The following is a 15,003-nucleotide window of genomic DNA, read 5'->3' on the forward strand; positions in this document are numbered from 1 at the left end:
GGGCCTTTCAGGCCTCAGTAACAGCCCTTTGCCCCTTCTGGGCAATTGAGATGCGACGTGGCGCTATAGGTTTGATGCCGGACCTTGGTCACAGGATGGCGCAGCGCCTGTTGATAGCTCTGCGTCTGATTGGGTTGACCGCAACAGATCACGCCGCTGATCGTTACCGGCTGCAATCCGGCAGGGCAATAATTGGCTTGGGACTCATAGGCATAGACCTTGGCACTCTGCGCCATGGCCGGCGCGGCCAGTCCCGCAAGCGTCAGAGCTGAGATGATGGATTTCGTGGAATTACGCATCGTAACCTCTTGGGCAAACCGTGGAACATACTCCGGCAACCGTATGGGATAACCGTCTTCTGTCAATTTCTTTCCCGGCAAAAGAGGCGATTCAGTGTGATTTTAGCCCTCTGTTGCGGGCTTCGGTGCCCCGGCACCCGGTCCGGTCTGCGTGAACGTCACGACAAAATGCCCAACATCCCCTTCGACATGCACCACTTGGCGCGGCAGACGGATCACCGGCGCGGCCTTGGCATAGGCCGCCTGCCAGACCCGCTCGGTCAGCACGCAGCCCGCTTCTTTCCCTGCGTAATCAAGCGCGGGCGGCACCTCGCGCATGAATACCAGCCCACGCACCAGCGCATGATTTCCCAGATAGACCGCGCCCGAGCCCATGACATCGACGGCCTTGCCCTTGGTCAGCACCGATTGCTGATGGCTCTGCGCCCAGACACCGCAGACCAGCACGCGGCCCTGATGCTCTCGCAGATCCGCCGCCACACTCAGCCCACCACCGGAATCGTAATGGCCCCCAGAGACCACCGGATCAGCGCCCAGCCGCGCCACCATCTGCGGACCCACCGCCGTGCACCCGGCCAGCGCCACAGCTCCAAGGATCAAACTCTTGCGCATCATCTCAGACCCTCCCGTCAGGCGGTTGATATTCGTGCTTCAACATAGCGACACGGCCCGCGATTGCCAGCTATGCGGCTTCAGGCCCGCGCGGCAACAGCAGCAATTTCCTTGAGCATCTCAGGATACCACCGCTCCAGCGTCGGCAAAAACGCTTCGTGCAATCGCGCCACCTGCGCCGGCGTCAAATCCTCGCGCCAGACCCCGGCCTGCCCTTTGGCAAAGAACGCGGTCATGCCCTTGGGCTTTTCCGCGAATCCCAGCGTCTCTTCCTGCCGCTTCATCGCCTCGAAACTCGTGGCCTTGATGGCGCGCGCCAGCTTGGGACCGTCCACCTTGACCCTGAGGAATTTCTCCAGCAGGCCGCGCATCGCCTTACCGGGATTGTGCAGCATATCCTCGTATCGCACCACATGGATCGGCAAGCCCGGCGCATTGGTCCAGACGCGGATATGATCGTCCCAACGGCCAAGCAGGTCGATGATGCCATTCGGTGTGCCGGTGATCGTGTCGGCGTTGCACATCCGTTCAATCGCCAGATCCAGATCGCAATTCTGATGCCGGGCAAAGGACGGGGCCAGATCGAACGGGTTGCGGATGATATAGATCGCGGCGGCGGTCAATTCGGGCGGGATCACATCCTGATCGAAAATCCGAACCGTCTGGCAATGGGTCTTGACGAAATGATGGTCCGGTTTTGAGCCCGCAATCAGGCGCAGCGCGCGGCCCCGCACCCGCATCCAGTCTTCTACCCCCTGCCCTCGAAACGGTCCGCCATTGGCCGCGTCAAAGAAATCCTGCCGCGTGTCGCCAGTCGTAAACTGTCTCAAGTTGTTGATATCCGGCGCTTTTCCTGCGGGCATGAAATACTGCGCCAAGAGGCTACGCATCCATGTATTGCCCGACTTGGGATAGCTCGCCAGCCAGATGATCCGCCGCAAATCGTTCATTCCAGATACCCGTATCGCTTCATCGTCTGCCCCATCTTGGTGCGGATCATCTCCGCCAGCGCCGGGTCGAGATCGGTTTTCCACTGATCCTTCTGCCCCTTGCCAAAGAATTTCGCGCTCTGTTCGGGCCGCTCGATGAACCCCTGTTCGTCTTCCTGCCGCGACAACTCGTCAAAGCTGGAGAACCGGATCGCCCGTTGCAGGCGCTCCTTGTCCACCGGCACGCACACCAGATCCAGCACCTTGGCGAACTGCGTCTCGGGATCGTCCAACAGATCCTCGTAGCGCACAAGCAGGCGCTTCCACGGGGCATAGGCCATCCAACTCTTGACATGCAACTCCCACGAACTGAGGTATTGCGCCACGGATGTCTCTGTCGGCAGATTGCCATTGTCGGGATGGCAAATCTTATGGGCCGCGTCCTCCTGCGTGATGCCGTAATGGCGCGCATAGGACAGCACCATATCCAGCGGATTGCGGATGATATAAATCGCAGAGCGTGTGTAGCGGTCGGGGATCAGGTCGATCTTCTCCGGAGCCACCCGCGCGTTATGCGTTTTAACGAAATTGACATCGGCATTGTTGGCGACGATGGCGCGCAGGACCGGATCACGCAGACGCAAACACAGCGCCAGATCCTGCGGGTCAATCTCGCGCCCGGCAACCCGGTTGTACATCTTGACGACGGCGTCGCCCACGGCAAAGCGGTGCGCCTGATTGATCGGCACCGGCTCTTGCGCGTTCATAAGATAATTGGCGAGGAACAGCCGCGTCCACGTATTCCCGGACTTCGGATAAGAGGCCAGCCAAATGATGCTTCGCTTCATGCCCCGTCGGCCTCCGCAGTTTGCTCACATATGCGGCACACATAGAAAAGGCGGGGGGAAAAGTCACCCCCCGCCCCTTGTCTTGTTACCGGTCGATTAGAACGACAGGTTGATCGAGGTGCCGATGAGGGTACCTTCGGTCGTGGTGTTGGCGTTACCAAAGGTGCCGCCGACGTCTGCGTTCACAGTACCTTCAACATAGGCTGCGTACACGGCCCAGGTCACGCCAGCGCCAAGCGAACGGCTGCCGACCAGCTGGTAGGCTTCGTATTCGGCAGCGTCGCCGGAACCGGCGCCAACGCCATTGTACTCACCCTGGTAGGTGTCGAAACCAACCGACCACGGGCCAGCGATGTCATAGGTCACACCAAGGCTCCAGCCTTCGGAGTCGAATGCACGGATGCCACCGTTGTCGTTCTCGGTGTAACCACCGCCGATGACAAAGCCGCTGAAGCCAACGCTTGCGCCAACGCCCCAAACTTCGGGATCACTGGTGCCAGCAATGTTGGACTCTGCAGTACCCCAACGAGCCGACAGGTCGAGGTCAACGCCGCTGAACGACTGGCTGTATGCGATACCGATGTCGAAAATGTCGGTCACGCCGGCATTACGGTTCACACCAAAGTTGTTACCAGCGTTTGCACCGGTACCTGCAACGTTCGACGCAGCAGCGTAGGACACGCCGAGGGTCAGACCGTTGAAGGAAGGCGTGTAGTAGGTGATGCGCGGAACGTCGTTGTTTGCCAGAACTTCAGCATAGGACGAAATGCCCGCGTCACGAAACAGCCACGGCAGGTTGCCGCCGGCGCCGTTCGAGATCGGAACAAAGCCCGAGATCGACGGAGAGTTGATGCCGATGCCGCCTTTGACCTGCGGCGCAGCCACAGTCATCTTGTAACCAGCCGAGTTCTCGTTGCCGAGGTCGATTTTGCCGAGCGCGTCGCCCGAGATCGAGAGGTAGGTTTCGTCGATGCCGGTCGCGCCGCCACCGTTGTTGGTGCCTTCCATCTGGATGTCGACGCCGAAGGTCAGGCCGTTGTCCAGAGTAACCGAGGGCTTGAAGTGGATTTCGGTGTTCGCATACACGTCAACGCCGTCAAAGTCTGCGCCAGCATGGGCAGGGGTATCGGAGTCAACAGTTACATAACCAACGTGCGAGTTGTAGAACCCGCCCCATTTCATGTTCCATTCTTGTGCCGATGCAGGTGCGGCGAATGCTACGCCAAGAGCAATCGCGCTGGTGCTCAGAAGTTGCTTTTTCAAGGGTGTCCCTCCTCAGAAGCAGGTTAATCAGATCCGCCGCACCAGTCATTGGAAACGGCTTGTGCTATGAAATGCGCCATTCGCCCCCAAACTGTCAACGCAACCCCCCTGCTCTTGCCGCATCCCGCCCGGATTGTGACGCAGAAACCACACCACAGTTCCAGCGCCCTTTCAAACAAGGGGCTTCGCTCATCCCTGGTCCTCACTCAGGACTTTTTTTGCGGCCCGGAAACATTCAAGCGCCTGCGGCACCCCGCAGTAAATTCCCACGACATGAATGATTGCACGGATTTCCTCGGGCGTAACCCCGTTGTTGATCGCACCCCGACAATGCAATTCCCACTCGTGCATTTTGCCCAGCGCGCCCAGCATGGCCAGATTCATCATGCTGCGGGTCTTGGGGGGAATCACCTCGTCACCCCAGCCAAATCCCCAGCACCAGGCGGTCATCGCCTCTTGAAACGGACGGGTAAAGTCATCCGCCGCCTCCAGACTGCGCGCTACATACTCCGCCCCCAGCGTCGATTTGCGCTGCTCCAGCCCCCTGAGAAAGAGATCCTCGTCGAAAATGCTCATCACCTGCTCCTTTTGATGCCTGACGTAACGCATCATCGCAGGGCTGCGCGATAGGACAAGCTCCAGACATGCAAAACGCGCGGGGAATGACCCCCGCGCGCCTCAGTCAATCCAGATCCGGATTTAGAAGGTCAGGTTGATCGACGTGCCGATCAGAGTGCCTTCAACCTCGGTGTTGGCTGTTCCCGGTGCAAAGGTGCCGCCGGCGTTGCCGTTGACAGAGCCTTCGGCATAGACGGCATAGATCGCCCAGCTCACGCCCTCGCCAAGTTCACGGCTGCCGATGATCTGATAGGCTTCGAATTCGGCCTTGTCGCCAGAGGCCGCACCGGTGCCGCTGTATTCACCCTGATAGGTGTCGATCCCGAATTTCCAGGGACCGGCCAGGTCATAGGTGACGCCCAGCGCCCAGCCCTCTTCATCCGGCAAAAGCCCGCCGTTGTCATTCTCCGAGTAGGAGCCACCAAAGGCAAAGCCGTTGAAGCCGACGGTTGCACCGACACCCCAAGTCTCGGGATCATCGGTGCCTGCAAGGCCGGTGTTGTTCTCGGCAGTGCCCCAGCGCGCCGCGGCATCCAGATCGAAACCGCCGAATGACCCGCTATAGGCCACTGCGACGTCAAAGATGTCGGTCACGCCCGCGTTGCGGTTCACACCAAAGTTGTTGCCTGCGTTGGCACCGGTGCCGACAATGTTATCCGAAGCCGCATAGGAGATACCCAGCGTCAGACCGTTGAAGGACGGGGTGTAGTAGCTGATCCGCGCCACGTCGTTGTTGCCCAGAACCTCGGTGTAGGCCGAGATGGCCGACTGACGAAAGTTCCACGGCAGGTTGCCACCGGCGCTGACCGAAATCGGAATGAAACCCGAGATCGATGGCGAGTTGATCCAGATGCTGCCGTCGATCTGCGGCGCCGACACCATCATCTTGTAACCAGCCGAGTTCTCGTTGCCGAGGTCGATCTTGCCGAATGCGTCGCTCGAAATCGTCATGTAGGTTTCGTCGATGCCGGTCGCGCCGCCACCGTTGTTGGTGCCTTCCATCTGCACGTTGACGCCAAAGGTCATGCCGTTGTCGAGCGTCACCGAGGGGGTGAATTCGATTTCGGTTTCGCTGTAGACATCAACGCCGTCGAAATCAGCGCCAAGATGCGCGGCTGTGTTCGTATCGACCGTGGCATATGCCACATGGCTCGAGAAATAGCCGCCCCATTTCATATCCCATTCCTGGGCCGATGCGGGGGCGACCATGACGACGCCGAGGGCGATCGCGCTGGTGCTCGTGAGTAGGTGTTTCAAGGAAGTCCCTCCAGAAATATTCTGATACGTGCCGTCGCGAAAATTCGCGACCGGCTGATAATCACCATGACGCTCACGAACGGTTCACAGTCAAAACACCGATTAGTGAATGTCACGAATCTGTTGCATATGATGCAGGGCCGACACACTCCTGCCTTCCAGCCGCCCACAACGCTCGCAAAACAGGCAAAGCCTGTCTCAGCCGCCCTAGCGACCGGCCCGCGCCTGCCAGTCCTCAACCCGGTCCACCACCTGCCGATACCAGAGATTCGCGGCCCGCAGGAAATGTGGCCGCTCGCCCGGATGCAGCCAGCTCCGGCTGAGCGGCGTGGCGCTATAGGCCGTGGCCCCCCGGGCATCGCCAATCGCCTGATAGGCGGCTTTCGATCCCAACCAGGGCGCCATCACCGTCCCTGACCCCGAAAAGCCCATCGCGTAATGCACGCCCTCATCCTGCCCCACATGCGGCATATGCGAAAAGCTATAGCCGGTGAAGCCCTGCCACGAATGGCTGAGCTTGACGCCCGCCAGATCGGGCCAGATTCCCACCATGACCTTATAGAGCTGCGCCGCAGCCGCCTCCGGCCCCATCTCCGCCATCGAGGCGCGCCCGCCAAAGAGCACACGGCGGCCATCCGGCGAAATGCGGAAATAGCTGTGCCGTGCCCGCGTCTCGACCATCATCCGCCGCCCCGGCGCGATATGGCCGATCAGGTTCGACGGCAAGTCTTCGGTCGCGATGATATAAGACGGCAGCGGAAACACCCGCGCCATATGCCAGCGAAACGGGCGGCGCGTGTAGCCGTTCGTGGTCAAAACCACCTTGGCCGCGCGGATCACCCCCTTGGCGGTCTGCACCCGGTATCCTGCACCCTCGGCCTCGCGCGCGGTCACCGCCGCATGGGATACCACCGGCACGCCCCGCCCCCGCACCGCCCGCAACAGGCCCTGATGGAACTTGGCCGGGTGAATCGCACCATGCTCCGAGAACAACAGCCCGCCGTGATATTTCTCGGTCGTGATCTCCTGCCCCAGATCAGCGCGCTCAATGATCCGCACGTTCACTTCTGATTTCTCGGTAACGACCTGTGCCATCCGCCGCTGATTGGCGAAATGCGCGGGTGTGTAGGCCAGTTGCACCCGCCCGGTGTTCTGGAAATCGCACTCGATCCCCTCGCGCGCGATCAGATCCTTAGCCCAGTCGAGCGCCGGCTTCGCCTCGGCAAAGAGCGCATCCGCCACCCTGGCCCCGAACTTCGCCTCCAACTCGGACCAGCCCAGACGGGGATGCGCCCCGAACATGCCGCCGTTGCGGGTGGACGCCCCATGCCCCGGCTCCGCAGCATCGACCACAACAACCCGCGCGCCGCCATCATGCGCCGCCAGCGCCGCCGACAACCCGGCATAGCCCGCCCCGATCACCAGCACGTCACAGGTGTCGGGCAGGTCCTCCCCCGCCTCGGGCGCACTCAGCGCCGACCACCAGTAAGGGATGCCAAGATCGGCCTCCCGCGCCCATTCGATCCGCATGATCTTCTCCTGATCTCACGCCCGATTGGGCGCGTCTGAATTGCGTCCACAACCCGCGTACAAAACGTACGTCATGTACATTCAGAATCGCAGCGAAAGACAAGACATCCCGCCATCCAGCTTGGCACATTCGATATTGTCGATCTCCACGACCTCATAGCCATGCCCCACCAGCATCTCTGCCGTGCGCGGAAAACCGGCGGCCATGATCACCAGATTATTGAAGCGAATACAATTACTTGCGGCCTCCTCGCCGTCAGGAACAAGCAGCACCTCGTAGCCTTCAAAGCAGCCCGACGCCGATAGTCTGCGCGTGCTCAGGATCGTCTCGGGCCCGATCAGGCCGCAATCGGTCTTGAAATGCAAAACCCCCGCAGAGGTCTCAACCAACCTCAGAGTATATCCATATTCACTAACAATATCAGAGAGTTGGGCCACTCCTTCACGATTGGTCCGGGCTGACAGCCCCACCAGAATCTCACGCCCCGTCACCAGAATATCGCCCCCCTCAATGGTCCCCGGCGCGGCAATTTCTGCGATCCTGTCCCCATAAAACGCCGCAATCGCCGGGCGCATCTCGGCCACTTCGCCCATCCGCGTTGGCGCTCCGGGGCGCATGGTGATGGCCAACTCCGGCAGGCAAAGCATTGTATCTTCTACGAAAACTGCGTCCGGATAGTCCTCGAGCGGGGGCAGTTCCGCTACCTCCGCCCCGGTGCTGCGCAGGGTCGCGACATAGGCGGCATGCGCCTCCAGCATCCGCGTGAGATCCGGCGTGCCGATATCCTCGGCCCGCAATCCGCCCACAATGCTCTTGCCCGGCTTGCGGGTGATCGCCCGGCGGAATTCGTAGCTGGAATTCATCATCTAACCCTCTGATTATGTTTGATTTCAGGCGATCTTGACACGCCGTGCATTGGCATGTGCCACGATCCGGTCAATCGCTTGGGCAAAGGGCGCGTCGTCCACCGTCAGCGCCAAGCGCACCCATGTCTCCAGCGTCTTGCCAAAGGACGCGCCGGGCATCACTGCTACGCCGGTTTTCTCCAAAAGATCAAAGGCATAGCTCTCGCCGTCCATCCCCGTCGCGGCAATATCCACCATGGCGAACATTCCCGCTTCGGGCCGATGCGCAACCAACGCCGTCTCCCGCTCCAACCGCGTGGCCAAAAGATCGGCCCGCGCCGCGAACCTCTGCCGCATACCTGCTGCCACATCCGAACCCTCGCGCACCGCCTGTTCCGTCATATCCGCGATAAACGGTTGATTTCCAAAGAGCATTGTCTCGGACAACGCCAAAAGATTGGCCGAAAACTCCAACGACCCGACACACCAGCCACTGCGAAATCCCGGCGCGGCGTGGCTCTTGGAGATCGACGACACCGCCACCACCCGCTCCGCCAAACCCGGCTCGGACAGGGGCGAGACAAACTCGGATCCCTCGAACACCAGATCCTCATAGACCTCATCCGAAATGATCCAGAGGTCATGCTCAATCGCCAACTGCCCCAAGGCGGCAATATCCGCGCGGGTCAGAATCGCCCCCGTGGGATTATGCGGCGTGGTCAATAAAATCGCGCGTGTTCTAGGGGTTATCAGGGGTGCTATATCCGCCGCCGCCATCCGAAAGCCATTCTCAGGCCGCAGTGGAACCGGCACCATCGTCGCCCCCGTGGCGCGGATCACCCCTTCATAGGTGGCATACATCGGATCGCCGACCAGCACCTCCGCGCCCGCCTCCGCCACCGCCATCATCACGGCGAAAAGTGCTGTTTGTGTGCCCGGAAAACACATCACCTGATCGGGATGAAACGCACGGCCTCTGTTTTTGCTGTATTTTTCCGCCAGAGCCGCCCGCAACCCCGGCTCGCCGCGCCCGTCCGAATAGCCCGTGCGCCCCGCCTTCATCGCAGCATAGGCCGCGTCCTTGAGGTGCTCCGGCGTCGGCACATCCGGCTCTCCGATGGTCAAGCGGATCACGTCGCGACCTGCGCGCGCCATCTCCTTGGCCCGCGCATGAACCTTCCACTTGGCCCCGCCAAGCCCAGCAAGTCGTTCATTTATAGAGGAAAATCTCATGTCTTCGCCGCCTCTTCCAAATCCAGTTGCAAAATCGCCCCCACCGCCGTGAGGGCAATCCCTGTCAGTTCGTCCGGCCCAAACGCTTCGGGCAGCGCGCCACCCTCGAGCCAGAGCCCATCAATCACCGCGTTGCAGGCAATCGCCAGCCGCCGCGCCTGCCCCGCATCCGGCGCGCGCCCCGCTTCCTCCAGCGCCGCCACGATCAACCGCTCCAGCCGGTCGCGGAAATCGTGATACGTCTGCGCATGCACCGCGCGCATCCGCGCATCCTGCCGCACATGGTTGAGAAACCCGGCCCAGAGCCCGACCGAGGCCGCATCAACCACCGGCGGCGTCACCGAGGCCACCACCAGCGCCGCCAGCCGTCCGAGGGCCGTGTCCCGCTCTACAACCCCGGCAAAGGTCTGCTCTGTCAGCCCCGCCATATGCGCCAGATAGGCCTCCTGCACCAGCTCATCCTTGGTGGAAAAGTAATGCCGGATAAGACCTTGGGTCACATCCGCCCGCTCCGCGATGGCGCGCACCGTGGCCCCGCGCACGCCCTGTTCGGCGATCAGATCGAGCGTCGCCATGACCAGCGCCTGACGCCGGCTGTCGGCCCCTTCGCGCCTGAATTTGCGGCGTTCTCCGGTCATGAGCGCCTCCAACCTGCGCAGGTTCAATTATACGCTTGCATAATTACAACTCTTCCGCCTTACTACAAGCCGAAAGTGACCCTGCCGGAGACATGCCCTTGACCGCAGCGCCCCGACCGTCCGACGCGCCCGACCCGGTGTCGCCCGCGATCCTTGTCGAAAACCTGCACAAGTCATTCGGGCCGCTCGAAGTGCTCAAGGGCGTGTCGCTCACCGCACAAAAGGGCGATGTGGTGGCGATCATCGGCGGGTCCGGGTCGGGGAAATCGACCATGCTGCGCTGTATCAACTTTCTCGAAACGCCCAGCTCTGGCCGGATCGTGGTCAATGGCGAGGAAATCGCCATGCGCGCAGACGGAAGCCCCGCCGACCGCCGCCAGATCGAACGCATCCGCACCCGGCTTGGCATGGTATTTCAGGCCTTCAACCTCTGGACCCATCGCACCCTCTTGGAAAACGTGATCGAGGTGCCAATGCATGTCCTGAAAACCCCGAAAAATCAAGCGATTGAGCGGGCGCGTGCGCTGCTTGACCGTGTAGGCCTTGGCGACAAGGCCGATACTTTTCCCGCCTTTCTGTCCGGTGGCCAGCAACAGCGCGCGGCCATTGCGCGGGCCCTCGCCGTCGATCCCGCCGTGATGCTCTTTGACGAACCCACCAGCGCCCTTGACCCCGAGCTTGTGGGCGAGGTGCTGAGCGTGATCCGCGATCTTGCCGCCGAGGGGCGCACCATGCTGATCGTCACGCATGAGATGAAATTCGCCCGTGAGGTGGCCAATCATGTGGTCTATCTCTATCAAGGGCGGATCGAGGAAGAAGGCCCCCCCGAGCGCGTCTTTGGCGCGCCACAATCGGCCCGCCTCAAGCAATTTCTGCAAACCGTCGGATAAGGCGGGGCAGATCAACCAGAACCAACAAGGGAGACTAACATGACACTGAAAACCATCCTCGCCGCCGCCACATTGGCAGCCCTCGGCACCGGGCTTGCCGCGCAAGAGGTCAAGATCGGCATCGCCGCCGAACCCTATCCGCCCTTTGCCTCGCTCGATTCCTCTGGAACCTGGGTCGGCTGGGAGGTCGAGGTGATCGACGCCGTGTGCAAGGCAGCCGACCTCAATTGCGTGATCACCCCGGTGGCTTGGGACGGGATCATCCCCTCGCTCACGGGCGGGCAGATCGATGCCATCATGGCCTCGATGTCGATCACCGAGGAACGGATGAAAACCATTGACTTTTCAGACGCTTACTACAACACGCCGACCGTGGTCGTGGCTGGAAAGGCGATTGAAATGGACGCCAGCCCCGAGAGCCTGAACGGCAAGATCCTCGGCGTGCAGGCCTCGACCATCCATCAGGCCTATGCGCAGGAATATTTCAAGGACGCCGCCGAAATCCGCATCTATCAGACGCAGGACGAGGCCAATCAGGATCTGGTCTCTGGCCGGATCGACGCCACGCAGGCCGACAGCATCGCCATGGCCGATTTCGTTGCCACCGAGGCGGGGGCCTGCTGCGAGATCAAGGGCAATGTCGCCGATGATCCGGCTATTCTGGGCCTTGGCGTGGGCGCGGGCGTGCGCAAGGGGGACGACGCGCTGCGCGAGGCGCTGAATAAGGGCATCGCCACCATTCTGACCGACGGCACCCATGAGGCGATCACCGCGCGCTACTTCAAAGCCAGCATCTACTAAGCCCTTTGGAGGCGCTGCTTGACACATTGGGGCTGGCGGATGCCGCCAGCCTGCTCGCGCTCGAGCCTCCGGGCTGGGGTGCCAACCTCTTGCGCGGGCTGGCGAATTCGCTCCAGATCGCGCTTGGGGCCTTTGGTTTTGGCCTCGTGATCGGACTGGGCGGCGCCTATGGCAAGCTCTACGGCGGGCCGCTCTTGCGCGATCTTTTGGCGGTTTATACCACCGTCATTCGCGCCGTGCCGGAACTGGTGCTGATCCTGATACTCTATTACGTCGGATCGGATCTGATCAATCAGGCGGCTATCGCCATGGGTTATGGCCGTGTGGAAATCAGCGGAGTTGTTGCGGGCATCTGGGTCTTGGGCGTGGTGCAGGGTGCCTATGCCACGGAGGTGTTGCGCGGGGCCATTCAGGCGATCCCACCCGGACAGCTTGAGGCCGCGCGTGCCTTTGGCATGCCGCCGCTGATGACGCTGCGACGCGTAACAATCCCCGCAATGATGGGCTTTGCCACGCCGGGGCTTGCCAATCTTTGGTTGATCGCCACCAAAGACACGGCCCTCTTGGCCATCGTAGGCTTTAGCGAGTTGACACTGGAAACCCGGCAGGCAGCGGGCAGCACGCGGGCCTATTTCACCTTTTTCCTCGCGGCGGGCGCGCTTTACCTGATCGTCACGCTGTTTTCCGGCGTGATCTTTGCCCGGATCGAGAAATGGGCGCGGCGCGGCCAGCCGTCGCTTAGGGAGGGCGGACAATGAGTGACTTGCGCGCGCTTCTGATCCCACGCCGCCTGTTTCTCATGGCGCTTTTCGCCGGGTTCGTGCTCTGGTGCGCCCTGTCCATGCGGTGGGACTGGCTGCCGCAATACCTGCCTCTGGCGCTTGAGGGGCTGTGGCGCACGATCTGGATCTTGGTGGTGACGGTCGTGCTGGGTTTCACGCTCGCGGTGCCGCTTGGTCTCGCACAGGCGGCGGGGCCTTGGTATCTGGCCGCGCCTGCGCGCATTTTCTGCACCATCATTCGCGGCACGCCGCTCCTCTTGCAAATCTGGCTGCTCTATTACGGCCTAGGCTCTCTCTTCCCGCAATACCCGTGGATTCGCGGCTCTGAGCTTTGGCCCTATTTGCGGCAGGCCTGGCCCTATGCGGTGCTGGCGCTCACCCTCTCCTATGCGGGATACGAGGGCGAGGTGATGCGCGGCGGCTTTGCCAGCGTGCAAAAGGGCCAGCTTGAGGCGGCGCGCGCCTTTGGCATGCCGCGCTTCACGATATTCCGCCGCATCTGGCTCCCGCAGGCCATTCGCAACGTGCTGCCCACGCTCGGCGGCGAGACCATCCTGCAACTCAAGGCAACACCGCTGGTGGCAACCATCACCGTGATCGAGATTTATTCAGTCTCCAACCGCGTGCGCGCCGACACGTTCATTGTCTATGAGCCGCTTTTGTTGCTGGCCCTCGTCTACATGATCATCGCGGGCCTGATCGCCCTGATGTTCCGCTGGGTCGAAAACCGCGTGCCAACCCGCAGACAGCAGGGCTAATAAACCTGCGCGGCATCGCCCCATCGTGATGTGACGGAGCGGGTAAAACGTGGTAGGATGGCGCACGGCAACGCGACGGCGCGACGCCCCACTCTCGGCTTCCGCGCCATAAATGGGAGGCCATCATGACCAAGACCATCGGCAATCCGCTGACGTGGTTGGCGGGGACAACAGCGAGTGCAAGTCGTAGCGCCTCAGACGCCGCCGACGCGCTCGGCAGTGAAATCACCACACCGCCCGAAGTGCGCCAGCTTGACATGGACGACGTGAGAACCGCGCTTCGCAAGGGGCTCGCAGATTTCACCGCCTTTCGCAGCGACGTTTTCTTCCTCATCGCCATTTACCCGGTGATCGGCATCACGCTCGCGCTCTTGGCCTTCAACTCGGCGCGACTACCGATGCTGTTCCCATTGGCCGCAGGGTTCACCCTGCTTGGTCCGGTCGCCGCCGCGGGCCTCTACGAGATGAGCCGACAGCGTGAAACAGGACAAGACCCGAATTGGGCCGAGGCCCTGCATGCGTTGCGTGCCCATGTCTTGGGGCCGGTTCTGGTTCTGGCGCTCTATCTGATGGGGATTTTCGCGGTCTGGATGTTTGCCGCGACCTATATTTACAACATCACGCTCGGACCGCTTCCGCCCTTATCGGTCACCGGTTTCCTGAGCGATGTCCTGACAACGACTGCCGGCTGGCAGATGATCCTGCTCGGGATGGGAACGGGCTTCGTCTTTGCCGCACTGGTTCTGGTCATCAGTCTGGTGTCTTTTCCAATGCTGATCGACCGACGCGCAGGCATTCCGGTTGCGGTGATGACCTCCGTTGCCGTTGCGCGGCGCAATCCCCGCATCGTTGCGACATGGGGCCTGATCGTCGCGGTGAGCATGACGATTGGCATGCTGCCTGCGTTCCTCGGGTTGGTGATCGTGCTGCCGGTTCTTGGACATGCGACCTGGCATCTCTACCGCGCTGCCGTACCAAAGGAGGGATAGAGCGGTCAGCCTGCCTCAGCCAGCCGTGCCACATAGCGGGCCAATGTGTCGATCTCGAGATTTATCATATCCCCCAAGGCCACATTCCCCCAGGTGGTTACAGCCTTGGTATGCGGGATGAAGTTGATCCCGAAATCGCGGCCCTCTACCTCGTTGACTGTAAGCGAGGTGCCATTCAGCGCCACCGACCCCTTTGGCGCGATGAACCGCGCAAGGGCATCGGGCGCGCGCAGGATGACGCGGGTGCTGTCGCCCTCGTCGCGCAATCCCACCACCTCGGCCAGCCCATCGACATGGCCCGACACGATATGCCCGCCCAATTCATCGCCTACCCTTAACGCGCGTTCCAGATTGACCCTGCGCCCTGCATCCCAGCCTGACAGATTGGTCTTGGACAGGGTTTCAGCAGAGATATCAACGTCAAACCAATCGGACCCAAGAGCTACGACCGTCAAACAAACGCCGTCGCAGGCAATGGACGCGCCGATGTCGATCCGGCCCGTGTCATAGCCGGTGCCGATCCGCGCGCGCAGGTCGCCACGATGCTCGACCGCTTGAATGCGCCCCACATCGGTGATGATACCCGTGAACATGGCCGCTCTCCTCTTGCTCTCTCCCCGCCCTAGCGCCGCCGGGTCCGCATGACAAGACACCGCGGCGGAAGGGGCTTATTTTTGCCTGATTATTGCAGTATCAAAGCACGATTGAGC

General features: G+C 61.4%; 17 protein-coding genes. 5 read left to right on the forward strand and 12 right to left on the reverse strand.

The annotated features are described in order from the left end of the window. Nucleotides 1-14: 14 nt before the first annotated feature. The 11 genes from VR71_RS06175 to VR71_RS06225 form a co-directional block, all read right to left on the reverse strand. Nucleotides 15-299, reverse strand: coding sequence for a hypothetical protein (locus tag VR71_RS06175; RefSeq protein ID WP_009815611.1), 285 nt, complete (start codon nt 297-299; stop codon nt 15-17). A gap of 102 nt (nt 300-401) precedes the next feature. Further along, nucleotides 402-914: a hypothetical protein gene (locus VR71_RS06180; RefSeq protein ID WP_045682102.1), complete on the reverse strand. Its 513-nt coding sequence runs from the start codon at nt 912-914 to the stop codon at nt 402-404. 77 nt (nt 915-991) lie between these two features. Next, nucleotides 992-1,861, reverse strand: a complete 870-nt coding sequence (locus VR71_RS06185; RefSeq protein WP_045682104.1) for a sulfotransferase domain-containing protein — start codon at nt 1,859-1,861, stop codon at nt 992-994. Then, nucleotides 1,858-2,688: a sulfotransferase domain-containing protein gene (locus VR71_RS06190; RefSeq protein WP_045682105.1), complete on the reverse strand. Its 831-nt coding sequence runs from the start codon at nt 2,686-2,688 to the stop codon at nt 1,858-1,860. The genes VR71_RS06185 and VR71_RS06190 overlap by 4 nt, the downstream gene beginning before the upstream one ends. Before the next feature lie 96 nt (nt 2,689-2,784). Further along, complete coding sequence (locus VR71_RS06195) at nt 2,785-3,951, reverse strand: porin (protein ID WP_296429965.1); 1,167 nt, start codon at nt 3,949-3,951, stop codon at nt 2,785-2,787. A 189-nt stretch (nt 3,952-4,140) separates the two neighbouring features. Beyond that, nucleotides 4,141-4,527, reverse strand: a complete 387-nt coding sequence (locus tag VR71_RS06200) for a carboxymuconolactone decarboxylase family protein (protein WP_045682109.1) — start codon at nt 4,525-4,527, stop codon at nt 4,141-4,143. A gap of 123 nt (nt 4,528-4,650) precedes the next feature. Then, on the reverse strand, nt 4,651-5,826 hold the full coding sequence (locus tag VR71_RS06205) for a porin (RefSeq protein ID WP_009815617.1): 1,176 nt from the start codon (nt 5,824-5,826) through the stop codon (nt 4,651-4,653). Nucleotides 5,827-6,033: 207 nt separating this feature from the next. Next, on the reverse strand, nt 6,034-7,356 hold the full coding sequence (locus VR71_RS06210) for an FAD-binding oxidoreductase (protein ID WP_045682111.1): 1,323 nt from the start codon (nt 7,354-7,356) through the stop codon (nt 6,034-6,036). An 81-nt stretch (nt 7,357-7,437) separates the two neighbouring features. After that, entirely contained in the window at nt 7,438-8,223 is a 786-nt protein-coding gene (locus VR71_RS06215; protein WP_045682113.1) for a dimethylarginine dimethylaminohydrolase family protein, read from the reverse strand. 24 nt (nt 8,224-8,247) lie between these two features. Further along, the gene (locus VR71_RS06220; protein ID WP_045682115.1) at nt 8,248-9,435 is read right to left on the reverse strand and encodes a pyridoxal phosphate-dependent aminotransferase; all 1,188 of its coding nucleotides are present in this window, start codon (nt 9,433-9,435) and stop codon (nt 8,248-8,250) included. Further along, on the reverse strand, nt 9,432-10,073 hold the full coding sequence (locus tag VR71_RS06225) for a TetR family transcriptional regulator C-terminal domain-containing protein (RefSeq protein WP_045682193.1): 642 nt from the start codon (nt 10,071-10,073) through the stop codon (nt 9,432-9,434). The genes VR71_RS06220 and VR71_RS06225 overlap by 4 nt, the downstream gene beginning before the upstream one ends. A 92-nt stretch (nt 10,074-10,165) precedes the next feature. Here VR71_RS06225 and VR71_RS06230 point away from each other — a divergent pair, with 92 nt between their 5' ends. From VR71_RS06230 to VR71_RS06250, 5 genes are all read left to right on the forward strand, one after another. After that, on the forward strand, nt 10,166-10,963 hold the full coding sequence (locus tag VR71_RS06230; RefSeq protein ID WP_009815622.1) for an ABC transporter ATP-binding protein: 798 nt from the start codon (nt 10,166-10,168) through the stop codon (nt 10,961-10,963). Nucleotides 10,964-11,002: 39 nt separating this feature from the next. Further along, on the forward strand, nt 11,003-11,764 hold the full coding sequence (locus tag VR71_RS06235; RefSeq protein ID WP_045682116.1) for a transporter substrate-binding domain-containing protein: 762 nt from the start codon (nt 11,003-11,005) through the stop codon (nt 11,762-11,764). Between the two features lie 5 nt (nt 11,765-11,769). Beyond that, nucleotides 11,770-12,522 carry an ABC transporter permease gene (locus VR71_RS06240; protein ID WP_045682119.1) on the forward strand — a complete coding sequence of 251 codons (753 nt, stop codon included), beginning with the start codon at nt 11,770-11,772 and terminating at the stop codon, nt 12,520-12,522. Further along, entirely contained in the window at nt 12,519-13,304 is a 786-nt protein-coding gene (locus VR71_RS06245) for an ABC transporter permease (protein ID WP_009815625.1), read from the forward strand. Before VR71_RS06240 ends, VR71_RS06245 begins: the two co-directional genes overlap by 4 nt. A 125-nt stretch (nt 13,305-13,429) precedes the next feature. Further along, the gene (locus VR71_RS06250; RefSeq protein ID WP_045682121.1) at nt 13,430-14,293 is read left to right on the forward strand and encodes a DUF2189 domain-containing protein; all 864 of its coding nucleotides are present in this window, start codon (nt 13,430-13,432) and stop codon (nt 14,291-14,293) included. Between the two features lie 5 nt (nt 14,294-14,298). On the opposite strand, the gene VR71_RS06255 is transcribed toward VR71_RS06250, so the two are convergent. Beyond that, nucleotides 14,299-14,886 (reverse strand): riboflavin synthase, encoded by a 588-nt coding sequence (locus tag VR71_RS06255; RefSeq protein WP_045682123.1) that lies wholly within the window; start codon nt 14,884-14,886, stop codon nt 14,299-14,301. Nucleotides 14,887-15,003: the final 117 nt, after the last annotated feature.

The organism is Roseovarius sp. BRH_c41 (assembly GCF_000961715.1).
Taxonomy (GTDB): domain Bacteria; phylum Pseudomonadota; class Alphaproteobacteria; order Rhodobacterales; family Rhodobacteraceae; genus Roseovarius.

Bases quoted from the DNA above. Each gene is read 5' to 3' on its own strand.
- VR71_RS06175 (WP_009815611.1), bottom strand. From the start codon at position 299: ATGCGTAATTCCACGAAATCCATCATCTCAGCTCTGACGCTTGCGGGA.
- VR71_RS06180 (WP_045682102.1), bottom strand. From the start codon at position 914: ATGATGCGCAAGAGTTTGATCCTTGGAGCTGTGGCGCTGGCCGGGTGC.
- VR71_RS06185 (WP_045682104.1), bottom strand. From the start codon at position 1,861: ATGAACGATTTGCGGCGGATCATCTGGCTGGCGAGCTATCCCAAGTCG.
- VR71_RS06190 (WP_045682105.1), bottom strand. From the start codon at position 2,688: ATGAAGCGAAGCATCATTTGGCTGGCCTCTTATCCGAAGTCCGGGAAT.
- VR71_RS06200 (WP_045682109.1), bottom strand. From the start codon at position 4,527: ATGAGCATTTTCGACGAGGATCTCTTTCTCAGGGGGCTGGAGCAGCGC.
- VR71_RS06210 (WP_045682111.1), bottom strand. From the start codon at position 7,356: ATGCGGATCGAATGGGCGCGGGAGGCCGATCTTGGCATCCCTTACTGG.
- VR71_RS06215 (WP_045682113.1), bottom strand. From the start codon at position 8,223: ATGATGAATTCCAGCTACGAATTCCGCCGGGCGATCACCCGCAAGCCG.
- VR71_RS06220 (WP_045682115.1), bottom strand. From the start codon at position 9,435: ATGAGATTTTCCTCTATAAATGAACGACTTGCTGGGCTTGGCGGGGCC.
- VR71_RS06225 (WP_045682193.1), bottom strand. From the start codon at position 10,073: ATGACCGGAGAACGCCGCAAATTCAGGCGCGAAGGGGCCGACAGCCGG.
- VR71_RS06230 (WP_009815622.1), top strand. From the start codon at position 10,166: ATGCCCTTGACCGCAGCGCCCCGACCGTCCGACGCGCCCGACCCGGTG.
- VR71_RS06235 (WP_045682116.1), top strand. From the start codon at position 11,003: ATGACACTGAAAACCATCCTCGCCGCCGCCACATTGGCAGCCCTCGGC.
- VR71_RS06245 (WP_009815625.1), top strand. From the start codon at position 12,519: ATGAGTGACTTGCGCGCGCTTCTGATCCCACGCCGCCTGTTTCTCATG.
- VR71_RS06250 (WP_045682121.1), top strand. From the start codon at position 13,430: ATGACCAAGACCATCGGCAATCCGCTGACGTGGTTGGCGGGGACAACA.
- VR71_RS06255 (WP_045682123.1), bottom strand. From the start codon at position 14,886: ATGTTCACGGGTATCATCACCGATGTGGGGCGCATTCAAGCGGTCGAG.